Genomic DNA, 24961 nt, shown 5'->3' on the forward strand with positions numbered 1-24961 from the left:
TAGACTGGCCCCCTGAATCTCCAGACAACCAATATCACTTAAATAAGTGATAGTCTTAATACTAGTTTTTAGACTAGTCATTGGAGAGCAGATGATTGATGTCTTAGGACCGGAGAAACGCAGACGGCGTACTACACAGGAAAAGATCGCTATTGTTCAGCAGAGTTTTGAACCGGGAATGACGGTCTCCCTTGTTGCCCGGCAACACGGTGTGGCAGCCAGCCAGTTATTTCTCTGGCGCAAGCAATACCAGGAGGGAAGTCTTACTGCTGTGGCCGCAGGAGAGCAGGTCGTTCCTGCCTCTGAACTTGCTGCTGCCATGAAGCAGATTAAAGAACTCCAGCGCCTGCTCGGCAAAAAAACGATGGAAAATGAACTCCTTAAAGAAGCCGTTGAATACGGGCGTGCAAAAAAGTGGATAGCGCACGCGCCCTTATTGCCCGGGGATGGGGAGTAAGCTTAGTCAGCCGTTGTCTCCGGGTGTCGCGTGCGCAGTTGCACGTAATTCTCAGACGAACCGATGGCTGGAAAGATGGTCGCCGCAGCCGTCACTCAGATGATACGGATGTGCTTCTCCGTATACACCATGTTATCGGAGAGCTGCCCACGTATGGTTATCGTCGGGTATGGGCGCTGCTTCGCAGACAGGCCGAACTTGATGGTATGCCTGCGATCAATGCCAAACGTGTTTACCGGATCATGCGCCAGAATGCGCTGTTGCTTGAGCGAAAAACCGCTGTACCGCCATCGAAACGGGCACATACTGGCAAAGTGGCCGTGAAAGAAAGCAATCAACGATGGTGCTCTGACGGGTTCGAGTTCCGCTGTGATAACGGAGAAAAACTGCGAGTCACGTTCGCGCTGGACTGCTGTGACCGTGAGGCACTGCACTGGGCAGTCACTACGGGCGGCTTCGACAGTGAAACAGTACAGGACGTAATGCTGGGAGCGGTGGAACGCCGCTTCGGCAACGAGCTTCCGGCGTCTCCAGTAGAGTGGCTGACGGATAATGGTTCATGCTACCGGGCTAATGAAACACGGCAGTTTGCCCGGATGTTGGGGCTTGAACCGAAGAACACGGCGGTGCGGAGTCCGGAGAGTAACGGCATAGCAGAGAGCTTCGTGAAAACGATAAAGCGTGACTACATCAGTATCATGCCTAAACCAGACGGGTTAACGGCAGCAAAGAACCTTGCAGAGGCGTTCGAGCATTATAACGAATGGCATCCGCATAGTGCACTGGGTTATCGCTCGCCACGGGAATATCTGCGGCAGCAGGCCAGTAATGGGTTAAGTGATAACAGGTGTCTGGAAATATAGGGGCAAATCCAGTAAGTCCAGGTATCGTAAGTAGTAGCATTCGCCTGAGAAGTGATTGCCAGAGTGCAAGCCAATGCTAATTGTGAGACTACAAGTTTCTTTTTCCAGGAGTGCATTTGTCATCCCTCCTCAGGGACGTAATATAGTTGATCCATCAATTATCAATGCATAAAAACATACAGATGTTTAGCAAGAAGGATTATGCGGCGTCATTGCTAAAAGGTTCAATTATTCTTTATCCTCAGTCCGGATTCGGACATGAATTAAAAAGACGTAATAAAAGGAAATTTTATAATTGAAAAGCATTCTTTTTCATGACCTTACAAGAAAATAAAAAAACAAAATACATATAAGATAAATATGGATTAAAGAAAAACAAAATAAACATGAATAATGTTGAAACCCACATTTACTTAAATGACGATGAAATAAAACTAAAAACAACGTAAAACTAATTCTTATTTAAAATGATATAGTGCCTGAGGTATTAATCTTCGGTATATAAAGGAAGAGTCATGTTCTGCTGCCGCTGAGGCTGCGCCTGCTACGTTAAGGACCGTTTTCGTAAAACATCTGCCTGCAGATTCAGGTATACTGGGCCTTCGATTCCACAAACATCAGGCAGACCATGACAGACCTTATCCATCGCCCTCGCCGCCTGCGCAAATCCGCTGCGCTGCGCGCTATGTTTGAAGAGACAACACTTAGCCTGAACGACCTGGTGTTGCCGATCTTTGTTGAAGAAGAACTCGACGATTACAAAGCTATTGATGCCATGCCCGGCGTAATGCGTATCCCGGAAAAGCAGCTGGCGCGAGAGATTGAACGTATCGCAAATGCTGGCATTCGTTCCGTTATGACCTTCGGCATTTCTCACCATACTGATGACACCGGCAGCGATACCTGGAAAGAAGACGGCCTGGTGGCAAGAATGTCCCGCATCTGTAAGCAAACCGTGCCGGAGATGATCGTTATGTCCGACACCTGCTTCTGCGAATACACCTCGCACGGCCACTGCGGCGTGTTGTGCGAACACGGTGTGGATAACGATGCGACGCTGGCCAACCTCGGCAAGCAGGCCGTTATCGCGGCGGCGGCTGGAGCAGATTTTATTGCGCCCTCCGCGGCAATGGATGGACAAGTCCAGGCTATCCGCCAGGCGCTGGATGCCGCCGGTTTTACCGATACGGCAATAATGTCCTACTCCACTAAGTTCGCCTCTTCTTTCTACGGCCCCTTCCGTGAAGCAGCGGGTACCGCGTTAAAAGGCGACCGCAAAACGTATCAAATGAATCCGATGAACCGCCGTGAAGCGATTCGTGAATCACTGCTCGACGAAGCCCAGGGCGCGGATTGCTTAATGGTGAAACCGGCCGGCGCGTATCTGGACGTGCTGCGTGAAATCCGCGAACGCACAGAGTTGCCGCTTGGCGCTTACCAGGTGAGCGGTGAATACGCCATGATTAAATTTGCTGCTATGGCTGGCGCCATCGATGAAGAAAAGGTCGTGCTGGAAAGTCTGGGCTCGATTAAACGCGCCGGCGCCGATTTGATCTTCAGTTACTTCGCGCTGGATCTGGCTGAAAAAAATATTCTGCGTTAATTCTGTTACAGGGCGGCGCGCTGCCGCCCTTTCCCGACTTTACACCCCACTATTCAGTCGCAAACGCTAACCCGTTGCCGGACGCGGCTTATCCGGTTTACGGCTATTCCTCGATCGCCTGGCGAATTTGCTGCAACGACGCAGGATCGTCAATGGTTGTCAGATCGCCCGGATCGCGGCCTTCGCAGATCGCCTGGATCGTGCGGCGAAGCATCTTTCCGGAACGCGTTTTGGGGAGCTGCGAGACAAACCAGACATGCGCCGGACGACCAAAGTGACCGATCTGGTTGTCCACCAGCGCCATAATCGCGTTTTCCTCGTCGCGCGCCGCCTCGCGATCCGCCAGCGTATCGCTCTGCTTCGGAATGACAAACGCCACCGCAACCTGCCCTTTCAGAGCGTCTTTTATCCCCACTACCGCCACTTCCGCTACGTTCGGGTAGCTGGAGATACTTTCTTCTATTTCTCGCGTTCCCAGCCGATGGCCCGCAATATTAATCACATCATCGGTACGGCCCAGAATAAAGTAATACCCCTCGGCGTCGCGGATTCCCCAGTCGAAGGTGGCATAAACCTGACGGGCAAACAGCGACCAGTAAGTCTTCACAAAACGCGCATCGTCGCCCCAAATAGTCTGAATACAGCCCGGCGGCAGCGGCCCTTCGATCACCAGCATTCCCTTTTCATTTATGCCGCAAGGTTCGCCGGTGACTTCATTGAGTAGCTGGACGTTATAACCGTACATCGGCACGCCGGGACTTCCCAGACGCGACGGCCTGTCGTCCAGCGCGCGGGCCAACGCCATGATCGGCCAGCCTGACTCCGTCTGCCAATAATTGTCGATAACCGGCACACCCAGCGTCTCCGTCACCCAACTGGCCGTCGGCTCGTCCAGCGGCTCACCGGCCAGATAAAGCGCCTCCAGCGAGGAGAGATCGTGATTGCGGATTTGCGCCGTCGGGAATTTTTTCAGCACGCGAATCGCGGTCGGGGCGGAAAACATCCGGTTAACCTGGTATTTCTCGACAATTTTCCACCAGACCCCGCAGTCCGGGTACGTCGGCAGTCCTTCATAAACAATAGTCGCCATGCCTGCCAGCAGCGGCGCGTAAACGATATAGGAGTGGCCGACGACCCAGCCGATATCCGATGCGCAAAAGAATACGCCGCCCGCCTTGCCGCCAAAAATGGTGTCCATCGAGGTTGCCAGCGCCACCGCATAACCGCCGACGTCGCGCTGGACGCCTTTCGGTTTGCCGGTAGTGCCGGAGGTGTAAAGAATGCACGAGGTTTCATTGGATTCCAGCCACGCCACCGGCACGCTCGCGCCGAGATGCTGCTGGCGCAACGTGGCAAAATCCAGATCGCGCCCATCCACCCACGCCATTTTCGCCAGCCCTCTGTCCACCAGCAGAACGTGTTTCGGCTGATGCTGCGCCTGCGCAATAGCGTCATCAAGCAGCTTTTTATACGGCAGGATTTTACCGCCCCGCGCTCCGGCATCCGCCGACACAATCAGCGCCGGTCTGGCATCGTCAATGCGCGCCGCCACGCTGTGCGAGGCAAAACCGCCAAAGACCACCGAATGGATCGCGCCAATGCGCGCGCAGGCCAGCAGGGTTATCTGCGCTTCGGCAATCATCGGCATATAGACCAATACGCGATCGCCACGCTGCACGTCCAGCGACAGCAACATGGCGGCCACAGCGTTGACTTCATCATGCAACTGGCTGAAGGTAAATGTGCGCTCTTCATCGGTCTCTGATGAGACGGCAATCAGCGCCAGCGCCTCCGGCTGTTTATCCCGCCAGCGGTCAACGGCGTTATGACATAAGTTAGTGGTGCCGCCGCAAAACCAGCGGGCAAACGGTGGGCGGCTATGATCCAGCGTCTGCGTAAACGGCTGTCGCCAGTCGATACGCCGGGCCTGCTCGGCCCAGAACGCCTCCGGTTCGTTAATGGAACGCTGATAAAATTCGCTAAAAGACATCACGCTCTCCTGTTGAACTTACGCCTTACTGCTGGCTGGTTCAGATGACATATAAATCGAGGTATTCGTTAACCGGCATCTGCTCCAGGCGGGCTCTGTCCAGGGAGACATCCAGAATGCGTTGCTGCTGGCGAGTCGGGAACTGACGCGCCAGGTTAATTTTAAATTTTTCGATAAGCTTCGGAATACCGTCGGCGCGGCGACGCGCATGACCAATCGGATACTCCACGACAACCTCGCCAAAGCGTGAGCCATCAGTAAACTCCACGGTGATCGCATTGCCGATAGCACGTTTTTCCGGGTCGTGATAGTCGGCGGTAAAAGCCGGGTCCTCATAACACACGATTTTCTCGCGCAGGGCGTCAATACGCTTGTCCTGCGCCACCTCGTCTTCATAATCCGCCGCGGTTAACCGTCCGAACAGCAGCGGCACGGCGACCATATACTGGATACAGTGATCGCGGTCCGCCGGGTTATTGAGCGGGCCTTTTTTATCGATAATGCGAAGACAGGCTTCGTGGGTACGGATGGTCACTTTCTCGATATCCGCTGCCGTTTTGCCCGCGGCCTGCATCTGCTTATACAGCGTCATCGCCGCTTCGACGGCGGTTTGCGAGTGGAATTCTGCCGGGAAAGAAATTTTGAATAGCACGTTTTCCATCACGTAGGAGCCGTAAGGACGCTGGAAACGGAACGTTTCACCTTTGAATGAAACGTCGTAGAAGCCCCAGGTTTTGGCGGTGAGCGCCGAGGGATAGCCCATCTCGCCGGTTTTCGCCATCAGCGCCAGACGTACCGCGCGCGAAGTCGCATCGCCCGCCGCCCAGGATTTGCGCGTACCGGTATTCGGCGCATGACGATAAGTGCGCAACGACTGCCCATCCACCCACGCCAGCGATACCGCGTTGAGGATCTCATCGCGCGTCAGCCCCAGCATTTCAGCGACCACCGCAGTCGAGGCTACTTTCACCAGCAGCACATGGTCAAGCCCGACACGGTTGAAGGCGTTTTCCAGCGCGATGCAGCCCTGAATTTCATGGGCTTTGATCATCCCGCTCAATACCTGTTTCATGGTCAGCGGCGCTTTGCCGGCGGCGACGGCGTTGCGTGACAGCCAATCCGCAATCGCCAGAATACCGCCGAGGTTATCAGAAGGATGGCCCCACTCGGCGGCAAGCCAGGTATCGTTAAAATCGAGCCAGCGGATCATCGCGCCAATGTTAAAGGCTGCCTGTACCGGATCGAGCTGGAACTGGGTGCCCGGCACGCGTGCGCCGTTGGGCACCACCGTGCCTGGCACGATTGGCCCAAGCAATTTTTTACAGGCCGGGTATTCCAGCGCTTCCAGACCACAGCCGAGCGTGTCGAGCAGGCAATAATGCGCGGTGTCGTACGCCACCTTTGAGGTGATCTCGTAGTTCATCACGTAATCCACGATATCGACGATTTCGCGGTCAAATTCCGGGCGGATGTTCAGTTCTTGGGTAGACATAGGGTACGTTTCCTGCGTTTTATTTTTAATAAGAGTGAGTTAGCAACGATCGTCTATCGAGACAAACGGACGATCTTCCGGCCCGGTATAGTTGGCAGAGGGGCGAATAATTTTGTTGTCCTGACGCTGTTCAATAATGTGCGCCGCCCAGCCGGTAACGCGGGCGATGACAAACAGCGGAGTGAACATTTCGGTAGGGACGCCCATCATGTTGTAGGAGACCGCCGAAAACCAGTCGAGATTCGGGAACATCTTTTTGGTCTCCCACATCACCGTTTCCAGACGGTCGGCGATGTGGTACATCTTCAGCGAGCCGCCTTCTTCTGAAAGCTGTTTCGCCACCCGTTTAATCACCTGATGGCGCGGGTCGGCGATGGTGTAAACCGGATGTCCAAAGCCAATCACCACCTCTTTGTTTTCCACGCGTTTACGGATATCCGCCTCTGCCTCGTCCGGTGTTTCATAACGCTGTTGAATTTCCAGCGACACCTCATTCGCCCCGCCGTGTTTCGGGCCGCGCAGCGCGCCAATCGCGCCGATAATCGCGGAGTAGACATCCGAGCCGGTTCCGGCAATCACCCGGCTGGTAAACGTCGAGGCGTTGAACTCATGCTCGGCATACAGCACCAGCGAAATATGCATCGCCTTTTCCCAGCTTTGGGTTGGCTTTTCACCATGCAGCAGATGCAGGAAATGGCCGCCGATGGAATCATCGTCGGTTTCCGGCTGAATACGTTCGCCGTTGTGGCTGTAGTGATACCAGTAAAGAAGGATAGAGCTGAGCGAGGCCAACAGCTTATCGGCAATATCGCGCGCGCCGGAGACGGTATGTGCCTCTTTTTCCGGCAGGGTGCAGCCCAGCGCGGAAACGCCGGTACGCATCACGTCCATCGGGTGCGAGGCCGCCGGTAACGCTTCCAGAACGGTACGGACATTGGCGGGTAATCCGCGCAGCGCTTTTAACTTGCTTTTATACGCGTTCAGCTCGTCGCGGGTCGGTAATTTTCCGTGGATCAGTAAATGCGCGACTTCTTCAAATTCGCAGTGCTCCGCCAGATCGAGAATGTCGTAACCGCGATAGTGCAGATCGTTACCGCTTTTTCCCACGGTACACAGAGCGGTATTTCCGGCAGGTACGCCGGAAAGCGCGACCGATTTTTTAGGCTTAATGACATGCGTGTTGTTTTGCAGGATCGTCGTGTCTGTCATATTGTCCTCGTCATTATTGTAATGTGTAGGGTATTGAGGCGTGTAGGCCGTACCGTAGGCGGGTTAAACGTAGTGCCATCCGGCATTGCCTGATGGCGGCTTCGCCTTATCAGGCCTACAGGCTACGATTTTTTATTCCTGTACAGCGCGTCCAGCTTCTCTTCGAACTGGTAGTAATTGATGCTTTCGTACAGCTCGTTGCGGGTCTGCATGATGTCGATCACGTTCTTTTGCGTCCCTTCCTGGCGCAGCACGGTATAGACTTTTTCTGCGGCGCGGTTCATGGCGCGAAACGCCGACAGCGGATAGAGCGCCATCGCCACGTGTGCGCTGCGCAACTCGTCGGTCGTAAACAGCGGCGTCGCGCCAAACTCAGTGATGTTGGCGAGGATCGGCACCTGCGCCACGTCGGCGAACTGACGGTACATCGACAGTTCGGTGATCGCCTCCGGGAACAGCATGTCAGCCCCCGCGTCCACGTAAGCCTGCGCACGATCGAGAGCCGCCTCCAGCCCTTCCACCGCCAGCGCATCGGTACGCGCCATGATCACAAAGTTCGGATCGGTGCGCGCATCCACTGCCGCCCGAATTCGGTCTACCATCTCCTCTTTCGAGACGATCGCTTTGTTTGGACGGTGTCCACAGCGCTTAGCGCCAACCTGGTCTTCAATATGCAGCGCGGCGGCGCCCGCTTTGGCTATGGACTTTACCGTCCGCGCGACATTAAAGGCGGAGGAGCCAAAGCCAATATCCGCATCCACCAACAGCGGCAGCGGGCAAACATCCGTGATGCGCCGGATATCGGTTAACACATCATCCAGCGTAGAAATCCCCAGATCCGGCAGTCCGAGCGAGCCCGCCGCTACGCCGCCGCCAGAAAGATAGATAGCCTGATACCCGGCCCGTTGGGCCAACAGAGCATGGTTGGCATTAATAGCGCCGACAATTTGTAATGGATTCTCTTTAGCGAGCGCGGCGCGAAATGCCTGCCCCGGCGAATGTAAAGACATATCTCGTCCTCATGTTAGTAAATTGTTACTCAGAATGTATTCACCAAAGCAAAGGCTATGCCAGGCAAAGAGGCTGCGAGAAAATTAAATACAATGAGATTTAAAAACAGGTAATTACAGTCATTCCTGTTATGAATAAGCGCGATTAAGGGAAAAGAAAAACGTGTCAGCTAACGTTTCATGAAACGAATCGCCCTGTTTCATTGCAACATTTATGAAACACGTTTAAAACAAAAAATCGCCCCTTAAAGATGAACCTACTGCGATGACGACTGCCCACAGCGCTCCGCGCGATAATAGCGATAAACCGGTGATCTGGACGGTCTCCGTAACGCGTCTGTTCGAACTGTTTCGGGATATCAGCCTGGAATTCGATCATCTGGCGACCATCACGCCTATTCAACTCGGCTTTGAAAAGGCGGTGACCTACATTCGCAAAAAACTGGCGACCGAGCGCTGCGACGCGATTATCGCGGCGGGTTCGAACGGGGCCTATTTAAAAAGTCGCCTGTCAATACCGGTGATCCTCATCAAGCCCAGCGGATTCGATGTATTACAGGCGCTGGCGAAAGCGGGAAAGCTCACCTCGTCTATCGGTATCGTGACCTATCAGGAGACCATTCCGGCTTTACTTGCCTTTCAGAAAACGTTTCACCTCCGTCTTGAACAGCGAAGCTATGTCACCGAAGAGGACGCGCGCGGGCAAATTAACGAACTTAAGGCCAACGGTATTGAAGCCGTCGTCGGCGCGGGATTAATTACCGATCTGGCGGAAGAAGCGGGAATGACTGCCATCTTTATTTATTCCGCAGCGACCGTTCGTCAGGCTTTCCATGATGCGCTGGATATGACCCGTATGACACGGCGACAGCGCGTGGATTACCCATCCGGCAAGGGATTACAAACCCGGTATGAACTGGGCGATATACGCGGCCAGTCGCCGCAAATGGAGCAGCTCCGCCAGACGATTACGCTCTATGCCCGCTCCCGTGCGGCAGTGCTGATTCAGGGGGAAACAGGGACCGGAAAAGAGCTGGCGGCGCAGGCGATTCACCAGACGTTCTTTCACCGCCAGCCTCACCGTCAGAATAAGCCATCCCCTCCCTTTGTCGCCGTCAATTGCGGCGCGATTACCGAGTCGTTGCTGGAAGCGGAACTGTTTGGTTATGAAGAGGGCGCGTTTACCGGTTCACGACGAGGAGGCCGGGCGGGGCTGTTTGAAATCGCACACGGCGGCACGCTGTTTCTGGATGAAATCGGCGAAATGCCCTTGCCGTTACAAACCCGACTCTTGCGCGTACTGGAGGAAAAAGCCGTCACTCGCGTCGGCGGACACCAACCGATCCCGGTGGATGTCCGGGTGATCAGCGCTACGCATTGCGATCTGGATCGGGAAATAATGCAAGGACGTTTTCGCCCCGATCTCTTTTATCGCCTGAGTATTCTGCGTCTGACGCTTCCTCCTTTGCGCGAGCGGCAGGCTGATATTTTGCCGCTGGCGGAAAACTTTTTAAAACAGTCGCTGGCGGCGATGGAAATTCCGTTTACCGAATCGATACGTCATGGATTGACACAGTGTCAGCCGCTTTTGCTGGCCTGGCGCTGGCCCGGTAATATTCGCGAACTGCGTAATATGATGGAGCGCCTGGCACTTTTTTTAAGCGTCGATCCCGCGCCAACGCTGGACAGGCAATTTATGCGGCAGTTATTACCTGAGCTTATGGTGAACACAGCAGAGCTGACGCCTTCAACCGTGGATGCGCACACGTTACAGGATGTACTGGCGCGCTTTAAGGGCGATAAGAGCGCCGCGGCGCGTTATCTGGGGATTAGCCGCACCACTCTGTGGCGTCGTTTAAAAGCTGGTGCCAAAGACCAGTCGGATAATTAAGACAAATGACAGCGTCCTGAATGCCTGATGGCGCTACGTTTACTGCAGGCCGTCATCCGGCAAAACGGATGCCGGTTGCCAGGAATAAATATACCCGCCGGAAACCCAGGCGGGTATTTTTATGATGCAACGCTTTTATTTCTTTTTATAAATATCAGCCGTACCATGAATTTTATTTTCTGTCTGCCCGGACGTCAGCACCACCACATCCGCCCCTTTTTCATCCGCCTTTTTGATTAAATCTTCTCTGGCGTCCAGCGGCGACATTTCCCCGGTGGTGGAAATCGTGCCAATTTTCGTGTATTCGGAGGCGACTTTATCAAAGTCCGTTTTTTTCATGATTTCTGCGGCATAAACGTTTGTCACGACAAACGCTAATGCGCCAAGCATAACCTTGTAGCCAGTTTTCATAGCAAAACCCTCGTTTTATTATTACGCCATCATCGCTTTATCAGAACAAAAAGGCCGTTCGGACTGATTAAATAAGTAGTGTAGATTGCTGGAAAAATCCAGTCAGCCCCCGCTCTGTCGGCGTAACAACGCGGATTAAAACGCCCCTGCTTTGTGATCTCACTCGCAATCATCTGGTTTGACTATTAATAAGATGAAGGTTATTTCTTGAGGCTAAGAGAAGAGTTGCCTATGGAGCCGTTTCATGCCGTTGTGCTTACCGTCAGTCTGTTTGTGTTAACCTTTTTTAATCCCGGCGCGAATCTGTTTGTGGTGGTGCAAACCAGCCTCGCATCAGGACGCCGGGCGGGAGTCATCACCGGCCTGGGCGTCGCCACGGGAGACGCCTTTTATTCCGGGCTGGGGCTTTTCGGTCTGGCGACGCTCATTACGCAATGCGAAGCGGTATTTTCTCTTATCAAAATTGTCGGCGGCGCCTATTTATTATGGTTCGCCTGGAACAGTATTCGCCACCAGGCGACGCCGCAAATGAGCACGCTCCAGACGCCGATTGCCGCCCCGTGGACAATTTTCTTTCGCCGGGGATTAATGACCGATTTATCCAATCCGCAAACCGTACTGTTTTTTATCAGTATTTTTTCCGTAACGCTTAGCGCAGAAACGCCCACATGGGCAAGGTTAATGGCCTGGGCCGGAATTGTGCTGTCATCCGTTATCTGGCGTATTTTTCTCAGCCAGGCCTTTTCGCTCCCCGCAGTCCGCCGCGCTTATGGACGAATACAGCGCATTGCCAGCCGTGTTATCGGCGCCATTATCGGGATGTTTGCGCTCAGACTTCTCTATGAAGGCGTGACGCACCGCTAATGTTTGCCCGGTAGCCTTTGCTACCGGACGATAAGCGTTATCAAAACGCCCATGACACGCTGCCTACAATGCTACGCTCGGCGCCAAAATAACAATAAGAGAGCGAATTACAGGCAGCGACATAGCGTTTGTCCGTCAGGTTATTTACGTTGAGCTGGGCGCTCAAGCCATTTAACCCAATGCTGGATAAATCATACCCAACTACCATGTCGACCAGTGTATAGGACGGCAACGTGTGGGTATTCAGGCGATCGCTGGTCACGCCGTTGACGTACCGGATGCCGGAGCCCAAAGTCAGCCCCTCTAACAGACCGCTTTTCACATCGTAGCTTAGCCAGGCGCTGGCCTGGTTCCGTGGAGCATAAACCGCGCGCTTACCCTGCTCTTGCGGGCTACTTTTCTTATAACGGATATCAGTATAGGTATACGCCGCCTGCAAACGGACGCTATCCGACAAATGGCTAATGGCCTCCAGTTCAACCCCTTTAGACTCAATTTCACCAATCGAGCGGTACGGATCGGTAGGTTCTTCTTTGGTCGCGATATTGGTCTGGTTAATACGATACACGGCGGCGCTAAACTGGCTGTTCCCCCCCAGCGGTTCGTATTTTACCCCCGCCTCCCACTGCTTGCCTTTCATCGGTTCCAGCACATTGCCGTTTTCGTCGGCGAAGCTGGTCGGCGTAAACGCGGTAGAATAACTGAGATAGGGGGCGACGCCATTGTCGAACAGATAAAGCAACGCGGCACGGGTGCTGACGTTGTTTTTATCGAGATCGCTGCGTGAATCATGAAGTTTGTCGATGTTAGACACGCTGACCCGATCGTAACGACCGCCCAACGTAAAGCGCCAGCGATCCCATGACATCTGATCCTGTAAATAGTATCCGGTCTGCCGCAGCTTATGTTTTTCACGGCTATACAACGTAATGTAATCCGGCTGAGCGCCATAAACAGGGTTGAAAGCGTCAATCGGCGGAAACGCGCCATAATAGCCAGTAGTATGATTACTGCGATCCTGATAATCGATCCCCACCAGCAGACGATGATTAATCGCCCCGGTATCCACGCTGCCGTCGAGCTGATTATCCAGCGCGATAGCCGACATTTTCTCCCCGGAGCCGGAATAGCCGCGATTCAGCGCCGTTTCATTCAACCAACCTGCGGCATAGACCTGATTCAACGTCACTTTGGTATGCAAATAGCGCAATTTTTGCCGTACCGACCAGCCGCTATCGAACAGATGCTCAATGTTATAACCCACCATATTTTCACGGCGATCGTATTTGTCGTAGTCATCTTCACCTTCAAAGAAAGTGTTAGAAATTTTTCCGCCGTTATAAGGTACAACCGTGCCTTGATAAGGCAGTCCGGAGTGGCTACCGCCTTCCGGATCACGGTGCAGATAGGCCATAAGATCAAGACGCGTCCGATCGGTAATTCGCCAGGTCAGGCTCGGCATCAGCGCATAACGTTCCTCTTTCAAGGGGGTAAACTGCGAATCGGCGTAACGTGTCATGCCGCTAAGACGCGCCGCCACACGTTCATTGTCATCCAGTGGGCCGGTCACATCAAAAGCCGCCCCGCGCTGGTTGTGATTGCCGGCAAACAGCTTCACCTCTCCCCCGGCATCAAACGCCGGTTTTCGCGACGTCAGCGCGACAATGCCGCCTGGCGATGAACGTCCATACAGAACGGACGCCGGGCCGCGTACCACCTCGATATCTTCCAGAAACCAGGGGTCAACCACCAACGAACTGTGCGAATTGGTGTCGCCCATCATTTTTAACCCGTCGAGATAGACGTTATCCAGACTACCGTCCGAAAAACCACGCAATACGATGTAATCAAAGCGGTTAGAGGCGCCTATCTGATTACTGTATACGCCTGGGGTGTAGCTGACCGCCTGACGCACGCTGGTTGCGCCCTGCTCTTCAAACTGCTGGCGGGTAATAATGGATACCGACTGCGGCGTTTCAATATCTGGCGTCGCCAGCTTGGTCGCGCCACTCTGAACGGGCGAGGTGACAATGACGGTATCATTTTTTGTGGTTTCCTGGGCAGAAAGAGGAAAAGTCGCGCCGCCGATAGCTCCGCCTATCAATAGCGCCATACGCGTTGTCGCAAACATGAACATCTCCAAAGGCATCTTTATTGTAAATAAGAATTATTACCTTTTAGAGATGACGGACCACTATGCGTAACGCCAGATTGCCTATGCGCAATGATAAAAAATCACCCAAAGCGGCAGAAAACCGGGTTAGCAGCGGATATTACCGCTCTGGCGGGGCGCGTTACGCACAGTGGCGGGACGCCGTCAGAGACGCGTCACGCAGCTCGCCGGGCGAGCAGCCATAACGCCGACGAAATGCCGTCGCAAAGTTTGTGGCATGTTGATAGCCTGACATCCAGGCGGCCTGCTGCACGCTGTATCCCTCCATCAGATAACGACGCGCGCGCGCCAGGCGGCAATCACGCAGATAATCAAACACGGTACACCCATAGGCATGGCGAAACTTGCACCGCAGGCTACTTGGACTCATTGCCGCCCGACGTGCCAGTTCGTTCAGCGTGTAAGCTTTTTCCGGCGTCTGCTCCAGTAAACGCCGAATGAGCTCCAGCCGCTGATATTCACCGGTGACGGGAAGCCCGCGTTTTTGCGTTGCGGGCTGACATAGATTTAGCGCATAGCCCAGTAATTGCAGCATGATGCCTTCCAGCATTAACTGGCGTGACGCCGCATGAGGTCCGGGCTGCTGCGCATAACGTAGCCCCGAAAGCAGAAACTCCGGCACCTGCCAGACCCTCGCCGAGGCAGCGCTATTTTCCCACTCGTCTGCCAGCGAGACAGGCAAACGCTCCCGCCATCCGCCGTCCGGGTACATTCCCAGCGATAAGGTGCGCAATTTACTGTCTGCGCCGTGATGGGCGCGTATCGTCTGCTGCTCACTCAGTTGCGAGCAAAACGCCATCCCCGCGCTCAACAAAAAGGTCTGCTCATTGACAGCCAGCGCGACGTTACCTTCCAACACCACCAGCATATACAGCGGACTGCTATGGCGAGAGGTGGTTTCATAAGGTTGTAACACGTGAACATCCGAGCGTGTAATGCAAATCCCGCCGGGAAGCGCTATCTCTTCGATATCGCCATGAAGTACGGGACTACTCTGCGTATACTGCGGTAACGCAGGGAAGCGGTAATCAATGCCATAACGCTCGCCAAACGCGATGAAGTCGCTGACGGAAAAGATCTTTTTCATCGCCGGGGCGGCGGAAGAGTTACAGGAGATCGGAGACATTATCAATACCGTTTATCTGCGTTATACCAGAGCGTTAGCCACTGTGTAACCATATCACTGCGGCCCGGGAACGACAATAAAGATGAGAATAATTATCAACCGCTGTTGAGGGGAGAGATAAGGCGAGCAAAGGTGATCGATAAACGCCGATCTGTCGATAAAAACGCGCTTTCGCCAGCGACGAAAGCGCGTCCGGGGGTATCAGTCAGGAGCGAAATCCTGCGGAGGTCATGAGCAGTCTGAACAACATTCCGACGCCCGCCAGCAGAAGCACGCTGGCGCACCATATCGCGACCATCCATACGACTCGCCGCGACCATTTTTTCACTTTAACCATCAGTGATATCCCTCACCATGTCGCACTTTTCCACGGAAGACGTAGTAGCTCCAGAAGGTATAAGCCAGAATAATCGGGATGATTATCAGCGCCCCAACCAGCATAAAGCTTTGACTTTGCGGCGGCGCGGCGGCGGCATACAGCGAAATATCCGGTGGAATAATATTCGGCCAAATACTGATGCCCAACCCGCTGAACCCCAGAAAAATCAACCCTAGCGTGAGAATAAATGGACGCGCATGGGATTCTGGTTTTTTCACGCTGCGCCATAGCCAGACGCTAAAAGCCAACACCAGCACAGGCACCGGCAGGAAGTAGTATAAATTGGGCAGCGTGAACCAGCGCTCGGCGATGTCGTCGTGGGTGAGCGGCGTCCACACGCTGACGCCTCCCATCACCAGCAACAAGACGATCAACAACGGGCGCGACAGCGCGCACATCCGGCTATGCAGCGGATCTTCGCTTTTCATAATCAGCCAGGTAGCGCCCAGCAGCGCGTAGGTGACAACCAGACCGACGCCGCAGAACAGGTTAAACGGCGTCAGCCAGTCAAGCTGCGAACCGCTAAAGGTTCGCCCTTCCACCTGAAAACCGCTCACCACCGCGCCCACCACAACCCCCTGGGCAAAGGTCGCCAGGATTGACCCGACGATAAAGGATTTATCCCAGAACGCGCGATGCGACTCGGTGGCTTTAAAACGGAATTCAAAAGCGACGCCGCGAAAGATAAGACCAAGCAGCATAACCACCAGCGGGATAGTCAGCGCGTCGGTGATGACGGCATAAGCCAACGGGAACGCGCCAAAAAGCCCGGCCCCGCCCAGCACCAGCCAGGTTTCGTTCCCGTCCCATACCGGCGCGACCGAGTTCACCATAACATCGCGATCGTGTTTATCGCGAATAAACGGAAACAGGATACCGACGCCCAGATCGAACCCATCCATTACGATATACATCAGCGTGGCGAACACGATAATAGCAAACCAGATAACCGGAAGATCGATGGTCATTCGCGTTTCTCCTGCTCAAGCGATTCACCCACGGCAGAGATAGGACGCGCGGGTCTGCCATCGGTTTCAGCGGTCGGTGTCTCCGCCGGCTGCGGCCCTTTCTGGATAAGGCGAATCATATAAATATAGCCAACCCCAAACACCAAGGAATAGACCACAAAGAAGGCCAGCAAACTGATGCTCATTTGCAAGGTGCTGTGCGCGGAAACCGCATCACGCGTTCGCAGCAGGCCATAGACCACCCACGGCTGACGTCCTACTTCAGTCGTCACCCATCCGGCAAGGATGGCGATAAGCCCGGACGGCCCCATCCACAGCGCAAAGTGCATAAAGGGCCGCGAATGATACAGGCGGCGTCGGTAGCGTAGCCACAGGCTGGCCAGCCCCAGGAAGATCATCAGTACGCCCATGCCCACCATCAGACGGAAAGACCAGAACACCACGGTAGAGTTGGGGCGATCCTCTTTGGGATAATCTTTTAGCGCAGGCACCTGTTTGTCCAGGCTATGCGTCAGGATCAGACTGCCCAACGCCGGGATCTCAAGCGCATAGCGGGTCCGTTCCGCCTCCATATCCGGCCAGCCTACCAGCGTAAGCGGCGTTGGCTCGCCGGGCGTATTTTCCCAGTGCCCCTCAATCGCGGCGATTTTGACCGGCTGATGCTTCAGGGTGTTAAGGCCATGCATATCGCCAATCAATGCCTGAACGGGCGCCACCACGACCGCCATCCATAACGCCATCGAGAACATACGGCGGATAGCCGGCGTATCGTTACCTTTCAGTAAATGCCAGGCTGCGGACGCGCCGACAAACATCGCGCTACTTAAAAACGCCGCAACGGACATATGCAACAGGCGATACGGGAACGACGGGTTGAAAATCACCGCGAACCAGTCCACCGGGACCACCTGACCGTTGTGAATTTCAAATCCCTGCGGGGTATGCATCCAGCTGTTAGACGCCAGAATCCAGAACGTCGACATTAACGTGCCCAACGCCACCATACAGGTAGACAAGAAATGCAGGCCCGGCCCGACTTTGTTCCAGCCAAAAAGCATCACGCCTAAGAATCCCGCTTCCAGGAAGAATGCGGTGAGCACTTCATAGGTTAATAAAGGCCCGGTGATACTGCCGGCGAACTGGGAGAAACCGCTCCAGTTCGTTCCGAACTGGTAAGCCATGACCAGACCGGAGACCACGCCCATCCCGAAGTTGACGGCAAAAATTTTGAGCCAGAACTGATAGAGCGAGCGCCAGACAGGATTACGCGTTTTTAGCCATAAACCTTCCAGTACCACCAGGTAACTGGCTAAGCCAATCGTAATCGCGGGGAAGATAATATGAAAAGAGACGGTAAAGGCAAACTGGAGTCTCGCTAAAAAGAAGGCATCAAACTCCATGTTCCCTCCCGTTTATATATAGTCACTTCGTGTAAAATATTCACTGTTCGCAACCAGGTTGAAACGAAACGGTTATTTTCCCCAAACGTATAAACGTCGGGGAATATCCAGATAAATTACGATTTTTTTTGCGGCTGGCTGTCAGGTTTATCGCCCGACTCTGGCGCTTCGGAGGGGTCGTCTTTTTCGACAGCGAAACGGTAGTATCTATTTAGCATAACATGTCTCCCTTAGTTACATTCACTTGGCAATATCTACCTGGCCGTTATAAAAATAACGGCAAAACAAAAAAACAGCGTCTTCAAGACTATTTGCAATTTCAGCAAAATACGCTTAGCTGAAAGTTAAGAATAGACGTAAAACGATAACCTTCAAGTCAACGCAGTTTACGGGACGGGGGATTAGCACAGGGAGAATGACCGCAACGCTCGCTGCGCGGCGGCCATTTTATATGGTCTATCAAAAAGATAACCGTTAAGGTCCATTCAAACCCGTTAGTTTGCCTTCCCCTCAATCAAGCCATTGATGGTAGAAAATACCGCCAGCGCGCTGGTCGCTTCCGCAAACTCGACATTAATATTTTGCCGACGCAGCATATCGAAGAATTTACGTTGCGCATCAAGAATAACCTGATCGCCTACGCGCATATTTTCTGCTTTAGTTTCAACCAGTAAATAAACGCTGTCGGCGTCCTGACGCTCAATACGGTACACAAAATCCGGCGTAGTAGAGCCCCCCGTATATTTGGGGATCTGAATGGCCCGCTTAGGCAGTTTGCCAAACACAGAAACCTGTTGCGGATAATCGTATTTTAATAGCGGCAATTCTGGATCGACGCTGTCATAACGCAACGGCGGTATTTGATAGAGAGAACGAGGATCGTCTATCGCATTCTCATCCACATTTTTCCCCACAATTTCAGCGCTAATCTCCTCTCTGAACTGCCGTGCCGTGGAATCAAATACCGACGTTGAAGCCTGAAAATCGAGAGGCAGATAATCGTGGCGCTGCGCAAAATGCGCATTAATCCGCGTCTGTAATGCGCGGGTCATATTGTCCAACGAGATCTCGCTTAAATAGCGTGAATCTCCGTGCAAAACATCACGCAGCATCGCCATTAACACCGGGTGCAGGACGTTAACCGGCAGACTGGTGCGTAACGCCAGTTGCTTAAGAAAATGGCCATATTTCATGCCCGCCATAAATTCGCTGGCGGCTAATTCGCCTTCCCGCTGCGCCACTTCAAAACGGCCATTATCTTCATTCGATACCAGCCGTTGTTGCACCTGGCTTGGCTTCTGGCGTATATACAGCGACGGATCGCGCAGCACCTCGGCGGCAATCTGTTCCAGAGAAGCGCCGCTACGCTCGAATTGCAGCATATAACGGCGGGAAAACTGCTCCCAGATACTGCTAAGTTGTTCCCAATTCTCTTTGCGTAACCTGACTCGCAGTCGGGAGGCGGGCTTATTGTCACGAATGCGATCCGCTCGCACCCGCGCCTGCGTCAGCTCAGGGTAGAACTCCAGTAGCCACGCAAAACCACTTTTGGTTTCCCCGTTAAGCGTGACGCTGGGTTTAAACTCATTACTCCGGTTGATCAGTTTTTTATCATCCAGATCTTCCAGCAAACGAAGCTCCGTAAACGCAGGATCGACTTTTTGCCGCTCGGTGACGATGAGTGTGATCATCGCCTCATCCAGTTTCTGCTCGTTAAGCTGAACTTTGCTGTCGCGATTAATCTCATCAACCAGCATACTGGCAAACGCTTTTTCATCATAACCAATCAGAAACGACAGTCGGGACGGCCACTCTTCCTGATGAACGCGATGGCCGTTTTCATCTACCGGTAGCCGCAGGCCGCGCCCCACTTCCTGAATTTTGCTCGACTCGCTACCGGAAGAACGTAATTTAGCAATGACAAAAACATTCGGGTTATCCCAGCCTTCGCGAAGCGTCCATTTTGAAAACAGAAAGCGGCGCGTTTCCCAGTTGCCGTGATGGTCTGAAAAACTGAGCAACTTCTCTTTATTTTTCAGAATATCATCTACCTCAGCCTGGATCGCCTCATCGCCGCTTCCGCGGTCTTCGCCAAAGTAACCAGCGTGGACGTTTTGGTTATCCGAGTGCAGGCTGGCGAGCGTGGCCTGCAGAAACGACAGATACTCCACTTCTCGCGGCAGGGTCTTGCGCTGATAATCGTCAATCAGTTGCGTCAGTTTCTTTTTCAGCAAACGCTCAAAAGTGACTTTCAACCAGCCTTCGTCATCACGATAGCTTTTAATACTGTCAATAAAGAAAAGGCTTAAGGTCTTAATACGCGGGGCATTATTTTCTGGCTCATTGCTGCGTAAGAAATTTGCCTGCTCGGTGTCAAAATGCTTATCAATGGCGTCCTGAATAATCAGTTCCTGGTAGCTCGCGCCAAAGGTTCCTGGCACCAGCGCCATCCCTGCCTCCAGCTCCAGATCGTTCGACAACATTTTACTGCCGGCATATTCGATACTGCCTTCAAATCCTGCATCGACATCGGCGAGATTTTCGCCCACGCCAACCTCGGCAATTTTGCTCCCCCGTCGGAGGATTAATTTCTTTGCCGTGACGCTGTCAACGATATAACGATTGTTGGCCTGTTCTTCGGGGAGATTCGGGTAATAAATATCAATACCTTTCACCAAACCATCGTTAAAACTGTCCACCGCGTTGAGATCAAACTGCGGTTGCCGGCGATAGTAATCTTTACGTACACATTTATTTTTACCCTTACCTTCGACAATATCCGGGAAGGTAGCGCCAAAGCGGACGATCATTTGCGGCTGAATAGCCTGAATCGCTCGATAAAATTTGTTATCTCGCGCAAAACGATGCGGTTCATCAATAATGACCACCGGTCGCGTCATTTGCAGCCCTTTAACAGGCGACGTCAGCCCACCCAGTAGCGTTTGATCGTAATCGTCTCGCGTCATACTGGCGGAATTGAGCATTTGCGCATTGATCAGCAAAACCTGAATCGTATGGCTATCACGACGGCTGGCATCAGTAAAACTTAATAGCTGGGCCGGAAAATTTTTACGCCCCGACTTTACTTTAAAATCACCGGCGTTAATGGTGCAAAGTTCCATCCGCGTATTTTCGTAGAACTGTGAAAAATGCTGTCTGGCGTAATCGCTGGTGATAAAGTTCCGCGCGCCTTCTTTAATGGCTGGCGTCGGCACCACCAGCACAAATTTGAAGAGCCCGTAGTTCTGATGCAGTTCATACATCAACCGGGTATAGACATAGGTTTTGCCCGTCCCGGTCTCCATTTTAACGTCAATATTGGCCTTATCGTCGTAACGTTCCTTAATCAGCGGATTAGCATAGTGATTATGATCGGCCTGCGCGTGATCGATACCGGTGAAACTCGCCAGAATCGCCGCTAACGCCTGTTCCTGATGGGGAAGTTCTTCCAGTAAAATATTCATCATCATCCCCTCTTAATAACGCTTCACCAGGTTCACTTTTTGATCAAGCTGTTTTAAGCCGATTTCCAGTTCACGAATGGATTCAAGGTCGAAAGAGTAGCCGTAAATGACAATAGTCTGAACCGGAAGCTGATGCGTACCAATGTGGTTGAGAAGATCGCGGGTCTGCTCGGTTCCCCATCGTTCATCAATCAGATACAGGCGCGTATTATCAACATACCTGGCGCAATAGCCGGAAAAATCAACGGCCTGTACGTCAATATCCATTTTATATCCATCGGCGACCAGCCATGTCGTTAATAAGGTCTCTTCGCCGCTTGCGCCGCCCGGCACGCCCAATCCTCTGGCGGAAAAAGGATTGATCATGTCGGTAAATCCTGACTCGGTGAAAGCGGCCAGTTGACCGCTGGTATTGATAAAATGGCCGGTAGCAATATCGAAGCTATCCAGATCGTCCAGCGTCTGCTGTGTCGGAGTGGCAAAACGATAATGTTTAAAACCGAGGTCGCTATTGGTGGTGGGATTGTTGGCGCGGATCTTCGCCGCAACGCGTGTAATTCGCTCGCGGCTGATTTCATCAATAGTGTTATAACCTGCTTTTTTCGCGATAGTGTTATTGCTTAATGCCTGATCGATAGTACACAGAATAAACGTGCGCTGCCCCCCATCTTCTTCATTCAGCGCCATCACCGCATGGGCCGTAGTGCCGGAACCGGCAAAAAAGTCCAGGACGACGCCGTCTTTATCGATAGCGAGCTTGATGATTTTCTTCAATAATGCGGTCGGTTTCGGCGTATCAAAAACGTTGTCGCCGAAGAGATCCAGAATCTCCTTTTTCCCCTCTTTATTCGACGCTACGTTATCCCAGTAATTGGTCGTTGGCTGCCCTTTACTGTGATGCGCGTACATGACTCGCTGGGGAATACCGCCGTTATCTTTGCCAAAATAGACCAGATTATCGGCCACCAGTTTTTGGTAACTGGCTTCAGGATAAGCCCATAGTCTTTCGTGTACCGTACCATTCGGCGTGGTAATTTTATAGGTATAGCCGCCGCCGCTCAGCCCTTTTGACACCGTTAACGGCACCGGTCGCCATTTCCCTTCTGGAAACTGTTCGGTCGGTTCTTTATAGGATTTCTGAATATACTCTTTAGAAAGCGGTTCTAAACGTAAAGCGCCCTGACCGGTTTTGGCATAAACAAGAATGTATTCTCCCTGGATGGAAACGTTATCAGAGTCGTTAGAAATCTCTTTTTTGCGCTTCCACATCACATTGGTGACAAATCCGCCTTCGCCAAAAATCTCATCCATCATTAATTTAAGATTGGCGTACTCATTATCGTCGATAGAGATAAAAATAAATCCGGTATCTTTCAGGAGCTTCCTAGCCAGGAAAAGACGCGGATACATAAAAGATAACCACGCGGAGTGCGTCGATTTACCCTGAATGGATTTTAAACGTGCCAGTTCAGTATCATTAAGACCAAACATATCCTGCAACGCCCGATCGCTATATTCAAAATGATCGGGATAGACAAACCCGTCCGATCCGGTGTTATAAGGGGGATCGATATAGATCATATCGACGGTATCGGCGTAATTATTTTGCAGATGGCGTAACACATCCAGATTATCTCCGGTCAGAAAAAGATTATGGCTGTTTTTATTTTCTGCCAGAGTATTGTGTTCCACGTCAGGAACGATAACGGTAACGGATTTTTCACCCGCCTGTTTTTTTGCGTAATCTTTGCCAATAAAATCAATCTGATAACCGCTAGTCAGCTCATCAATATTACGCGCTTTCAACGCGCGCTCAAATTTGGCGAGATCAAATCCGCCTTTCGCGATCAGTTCGCCCTGCTCGTTATAGCGATCGGCGGTAAAAAATTCCGGTAATGCACGTTGTAACTCAGACAGAAAGGCGCTATTCGGGGCAACAGACTCGTTGTGTTTTTGGTTATCTTTCAACATGATATCTTCGCTCCGTTGATAATTTTAAGGTCCAACAATCAATTTCTTATAAAGAAAAAAGTAAGCGATGATTGTAATGGTCACGAAAGGCAGATGCCATCATTAACCTTTGTTGTTCGTTGAAAGGGCGTGAAAACGACGGGGGGAAGGCGTGCTCCCGGCGACAGTATGCGCCAGGAGCGTAGTGTTTACGTGCGATGACTGATGGCCGACTCCGGGAGGGCGTCGCTATCTGTACCGGAGATGACGACTCCCCGGGTCTCGCGACCAAATGCCACAAATACACAGATTAAAATAGCCACCGCGCCAGCCACGATCGCCATTGCCAACCCGTAATTGCCACCATGCGTTTCCGCGATGCGGGCCTGTAACGTCGCATTAACCGACGCCAGTAAATTACCGAGTTGGTAAACAAACCCTGGCAGCACGGCGCGCGCATTCGCCGGAACCAGCTCGTTCAGCCAGGTCGGCACGACTCCCCAGGCGCCCTGCACCATAAACTGCATCAGGAACGCGCCCAGGCCAATCGTGAATGATCCGCTGGAAAATGCCCATAGCGGGAGTACCGGAAGCGCAAGAAAGGCGGCGATCATGATCGCTTTTTTACGCCCAATACGTTCCGATAGCGTACCGTAGAAAATACCGCCGAGCATGGCGGCAATGTTATAAAAAATCGCAATGATACTGATCAGATGCGGATCAAAACCATGCTGCATCTTCAGGAAGGTAGGATAGAGATCCTGCGTGCCGTGACTGAAAAAGTTAAAGAACGCCATGACCAGCACCAGATACAGACACAACTTCCACTGTTTGCGCAGAACAGGAAGCAGCGCGGTATTCTCTTTACGCGCTCTGGCCGCCAGCCAGACGGGGGATTCCGGCACTTTAAACCAGATATAAGGCAGCAAGACAACAGGCAGGGCGCCAATCAGGAACATGCCGCGCCAGCCTACCATACTGTAGAAGAGGCCAAAAATAACCGAGGCGAACAGATAGCCGCAGGGATAGCCCGCCTGAAAAATGCCCGACATCAGGCCACGCGAACGATCGGGAATGGTTTCCATCGCCAGTGATGACGCAACGCCCCATATCCCGCCCATCGCCACGCCGTACATGACCCGAAAAATCAGAAATGCCATGAAGGTGGGCGACCAGGCGGAAAGCAGTTCAAACACCGTGAAGAACAGAATATTGAGCATCAGTATCGGTCGACGTCCGTACTTTTCCGCCATTCGGCCAAACAGCAGCGCGCCAATGGGACGTACCGCCAGGGTCAGCATAATCGCAATGGAAACGTCCGATACGGAAGCGTGAAACCATTCGGCGAGATCGCTAAGTACAAAGACAAGGATAAAGAAATCAAACGCATCCAGCATCCAACTGGTAAAGCTGGCAAACGCCACATGTCGTTGTGTCGTCGTCCAGTTCAGGGGGGTGTACATAGGTAGTGTCCTGCATCAAAAAATAACATCAAGCTTTGAAGCGGCGAAACGCTGGAGCGCTCCCGTCGTCAAAGCGACGTAACAAGGTAGCGTTGCGCTACTTATTTGTTATCTTTTTGTATATAGCAGGTAAAATGTTAGCAAAAATAGACAAATCATTACATATTATTAACAAAGCTTACTGGCACATGATTTGTCACAGTTTTTATGGGGATTATCTCATGCAAAGGAAAGCGAAGCGTGGCTAG

Annotated in this window: 18 protein-coding genes and 2 pseudogenes; 4 read left to right on the forward strand and 16 right to left on the reverse strand. The window is 52.5% G+C overall.

Annotation, left to right across the window (positions count from 1 at the left end; all coding sequences use genetic code 11):
- Positions 1–91 precede the first annotated feature (91 nt).
- Positions 92–1320 (forward strand): IS3 family transposase gene (locus ABVN36_RS19030; RefSeq protein WP_164528041.1). Its coding sequence is split into 2 segments (ribosomal slippage): positions 92–407 and positions 407–1320, totalling 1230 coding nucleotides; the frame shifts between segments, so codons are not numbered across the junction.
- Here the strand turns inward: ABVN36_RS19030 and ABVN36_RS19035 are convergent.
- Positions 1320–1436: pseudogene (locus tag ABVN36_RS19035) on the reverse strand (hypothetical protein); the annotation flags it as partial. The gene ABVN36_RS19030 and the pseudogene ABVN36_RS19035 overlap by 1 nt on opposite strands.
- Positions 1437–1948: 512 nt before the next feature.
- On the opposite strand from ABVN36_RS19035, the gene hemB reads away from it, so the two are divergent.
- Positions 1949–2923: a porphobilinogen synthase gene (gene hemB, locus ABVN36_RS19040; protein WP_000130724.1), complete on the forward strand. Its 975-nt coding sequence runs from the start codon at positions 1949–1951 to the stop codon at positions 2921–2923.
- Between the two features lie 103 nt (positions 2924–3026).
- Here the strand turns inward: hemB and prpE are convergent, their stop codons facing one another.
- The 4 genes from prpE to prpB all read right to left on the reverse strand — a co-directional run bounded on the left by prpE (position 3027) and on the right by prpB (position 8624).
- Positions 3027–4913, reverse strand: coding sequence for a propionate--CoA ligase (prpE, locus tag ABVN36_RS19045; RefSeq protein ID WP_023139039.1), 1887 nt, complete (start codon positions 4911–4913; stop codon positions 3027–3029).
- Positions 4914–4953: 40 nt separating this feature from the next.
- Positions 4954–6405: a bifunctional 2-methylcitrate dehydratase/aconitate hydratase gene (locus tag ABVN36_RS19050; protein ID WP_023139040.1), complete on the reverse strand. Its 1452-nt coding sequence runs from the start codon at positions 6403–6405 to the stop codon at positions 4954–4956.
- Between the two features lie 39 nt (positions 6406–6444).
- Positions 6445–7614, reverse strand: a complete 1170-nt coding sequence (gene prpC / locus ABVN36_RS19055; protein ID WP_000132746.1) for a 2-methylcitrate synthase — start codon at positions 7612–7614, stop codon at positions 6445–6447.
- Positions 7615–7736: 122 nt separating this feature from the next.
- On the reverse strand, positions 7737–8624 hold the full coding sequence (gene prpB / locus ABVN36_RS19060; protein ID WP_000052221.1) for a methylisocitrate lyase: 888 nt from the start codon (positions 8622–8624) through the stop codon (positions 7737–7739).
- Between the two features lie 265 nt (positions 8625–8889).
- Between prpB and prpR the strand changes: the two genes are divergently transcribed.
- Positions 8890–10515 (forward strand): propionate catabolism operon regulatory protein PrpR, encoded by a 1626-nt coding sequence (prpR, locus tag ABVN36_RS19065; RefSeq protein ID WP_000205289.1) that lies wholly within the window; start codon positions 8890–8892, stop codon positions 10513–10515.
- Positions 10516–10650: 135 nt separating this feature from the next.
- Here the strand turns inward: prpR and yahO are convergent, their stop codons facing one another.
- Entirely contained in the window at positions 10651–10926 is a 276-nt protein-coding gene (gene yahO, locus ABVN36_RS19070; protein WP_000848026.1) for a DUF1471 family periplasmic protein YahO, read from the reverse strand.
- Between the two features lie 231 nt (positions 10927–11157).
- Here yahO and ABVN36_RS19075 point away from each other — a divergent pair, with 231 nt between their 5' ends.
- Complete coding sequence (locus tag ABVN36_RS19075) at positions 11158–11790, forward strand: LysE family transporter (protein ID WP_000433131.1); 633 nt, start codon at positions 11158–11160, stop codon at positions 11788–11790.
- 40 nt (positions 11791–11830) lie between these two features.
- Here ABVN36_RS19075 and foxA read toward each other — a convergent pair whose 3' ends face one another.
- The 10 genes and pseudogenes from foxA to ABVN36_RS19125 form a co-directional block, all read right to left on the reverse strand.
- The gene (foxA, locus tag ABVN36_RS19080; RefSeq protein ID WP_100228717.1) at positions 11831–13939 is read right to left on the reverse strand and encodes a ferrioxamine B receptor FoxA; all 2109 of its coding nucleotides are present in this window, start codon (positions 13937–13939) and stop codon (positions 11831–11833) included.
- Positions 13940–14084: 145 nt separating this feature from the next.
- Complete coding sequence (gene foxR / locus ABVN36_RS19085; protein WP_023139042.1) at positions 14085–15089, reverse strand: ferrioxamine uptake transcriptional regulator FoxR; 1005 nt, start codon at positions 15087–15089, stop codon at positions 14085–14087.
- Positions 15090–15184: 95 nt separating this feature from the next.
- Positions 15185–15376: a hypothetical protein gene (locus ABVN36_RS19090; RefSeq protein ID WP_229023495.1), complete on the reverse strand. Its 192-nt coding sequence runs from the start codon at positions 15374–15376 to the stop codon at positions 15185–15187.
- Positions 15355–15426 (reverse strand): annotated as a pseudogene (locus tag ABVN36_RS19095) (DUF2474 family protein); the annotation flags it as partial. The gene ABVN36_RS19090 and the pseudogene ABVN36_RS19095, both read right to left, overlap by 22 nt.
- Positions 15426–16436, reverse strand: a complete 1011-nt coding sequence (gene cydB / locus ABVN36_RS19100; RefSeq protein WP_000151047.1) for a cytochrome d ubiquinol oxidase subunit II — start codon at positions 16434–16436, stop codon at positions 15426–15428. The pseudogene ABVN36_RS19095 and the gene cydB, both read right to left, overlap by 1 nt.
- On the reverse strand, positions 16433–17836 hold the full coding sequence (locus ABVN36_RS19105) for a cytochrome ubiquinol oxidase subunit I (RefSeq protein ID WP_000393711.1): 1404 nt from the start codon (positions 17834–17836) through the stop codon (positions 16433–16435). Before ABVN36_RS19105 ends, cydB begins: the two co-directional genes overlap by 4 nt.
- A 116-nt stretch (positions 17837–17952) precedes the next feature.
- The gene (ssaA, locus tag ABVN36_RS19110) at positions 17953–18054 is read right to left on the reverse strand and encodes a small effector SsaA (RefSeq protein WP_000934834.1); all 102 of its coding nucleotides are present in this window, start codon (positions 18052–18054) and stop codon (positions 17953–17955) included.
- A 276-nt stretch (positions 18055–18330) separates the two neighbouring features.
- Positions 18331–21303 (reverse strand): type III restriction-modification system endonuclease, encoded by a 2973-nt coding sequence (locus ABVN36_RS19115; protein WP_077908647.1) that lies wholly within the window; start codon positions 21301–21303, stop codon positions 18331–18333.
- A gap of 9 nt (positions 21304–21312) precedes the next feature.
- Positions 21313–23271, reverse strand: coding sequence for a site-specific DNA-methyltransferase (locus tag ABVN36_RS19120; protein ID WP_023139044.1), 1959 nt, complete (start codon positions 23269–23271; stop codon positions 21313–21315).
- Positions 23272–23459: 188 nt separating this feature from the next.
- Positions 23460–24713 carry an MFS transporter gene (locus tag ABVN36_RS19125; protein WP_000288503.1) on the reverse strand — a complete coding sequence of 418 codons (1254 nt, stop codon included), beginning with the start codon at positions 24711–24713 and terminating at the stop codon, positions 23460–23462.
- Positions 24714–24961: the final 248 nt, after the last annotated feature.

Source organism: Salmonella sp. SJTUF15581, assembly GCF_043356775.1.
GTDB lineage: Bacteria > Pseudomonadota > Gammaproteobacteria > Enterobacterales > Enterobacteriaceae > Salmonella > Salmonella enterica.

What these genes read in the sequence shown, in the direction of transcription:
- ABVN36_RS19115 (WP_077908647.1), bottom strand. Translation starts at nt 21,303, where the DNA reads ATGATGAATATTTTACTGGAAGAACTTCCCCATCAGGAACAGGCGTTA.
- foxA (WP_100228717.1), bottom strand. Translation starts at nt 13,939, where the DNA reads ATGCCTTTGGAGATGTTCATGTTTGCGACAACGCGTATGGCGCTATTG.
- prpC (WP_000132746.1), bottom strand. Translation starts at nt 7,614, where the DNA reads ATGACAGACACGACGATCCTGCAAAACAACACGCATGTCATTAAGCCT.
- ABVN36_RS19075 (WP_000433131.1), top strand. Translation starts at nt 11,158, where the DNA reads ATGGAGCCGTTTCATGCCGTTGTGCTTACCGTCAGTCTGTTTGTGTTA.
- prpR (WP_000205289.1), top strand. Translation starts at nt 8,890, where the DNA reads ATGACGACTGCCCACAGCGCTCCGCGCGATAATAGCGATAAACCGGTG.
- ssaA (WP_000934834.1), bottom strand. Translation starts at nt 18,054, where the DNA reads ATGCTAAATAGATACTACCGTTTCGCTGTCGAAAAAGACGACCCCTCC.
- ABVN36_RS19105 (WP_000393711.1), bottom strand. Translation starts at nt 17,836, where the DNA reads ATGGAGTTTGATGCCTTCTTTTTAGCGAGACTCCAGTTTGCCTTTACC.
- cydB (WP_000151047.1), bottom strand. Translation starts at nt 16,436, where the DNA reads ATGACCATCGATCTTCCGGTTATCTGGTTTGCTATTATCGTGTTCGCC.
- prpE (WP_023139039.1), bottom strand. Translation starts at nt 4,913, where the DNA reads ATGTCTTTTAGCGAATTTTATCAGCGTTCCATTAACGAACCGGAGGCG.
- hemB (WP_000130724.1), top strand. Translation starts at nt 1,949, where the DNA reads ATGACAGACCTTATCCATCGCCCTCGCCGCCTGCGCAAATCCGCTGCG.
- prpB (WP_000052221.1), bottom strand. Translation starts at nt 8,624, where the DNA reads ATGTCTTTACATTCGCCGGGGCAGGCATTTCGCGCCGCGCTCGCTAAA.
- ABVN36_RS19120 (WP_023139044.1), bottom strand. Translation starts at nt 23,271, where the DNA reads ATGTTGAAAGATAACCAAAAACACAACGAGTCTGTTGCCCCGAATAGC.
- ABVN36_RS19090 (WP_229023495.1), bottom strand. Translation starts at nt 15,376, where the DNA reads ATGGTGCGCCAGCGTGCTTCTGCTGGCGGGCGTCGGAATGTTGTTCAG.
- ABVN36_RS19125 (WP_000288503.1), bottom strand. Translation starts at nt 24,713, where the DNA reads ATGTACACCCCCCTGAACTGGACGACGACACAACGACATGTGGCGTTT.
- foxR (WP_023139042.1), bottom strand. Translation starts at nt 15,089, where the DNA reads ATGTCTCCGATCTCCTGTAACTCTTCCGCCGCCCCGGCGATGAAAAAG.
- yahO (WP_000848026.1), bottom strand. Translation starts at nt 10,926, where the DNA reads ATGAAAACTGGCTACAAGGTTATGCTTGGCGCATTAGCGTTTGTCGTG.
- ABVN36_RS19050 (WP_023139040.1), bottom strand. Translation starts at nt 6,405, where the DNA reads ATGTCTACCCAAGAACTGAACATCCGCCCGGAATTTGACCGCGAAATC.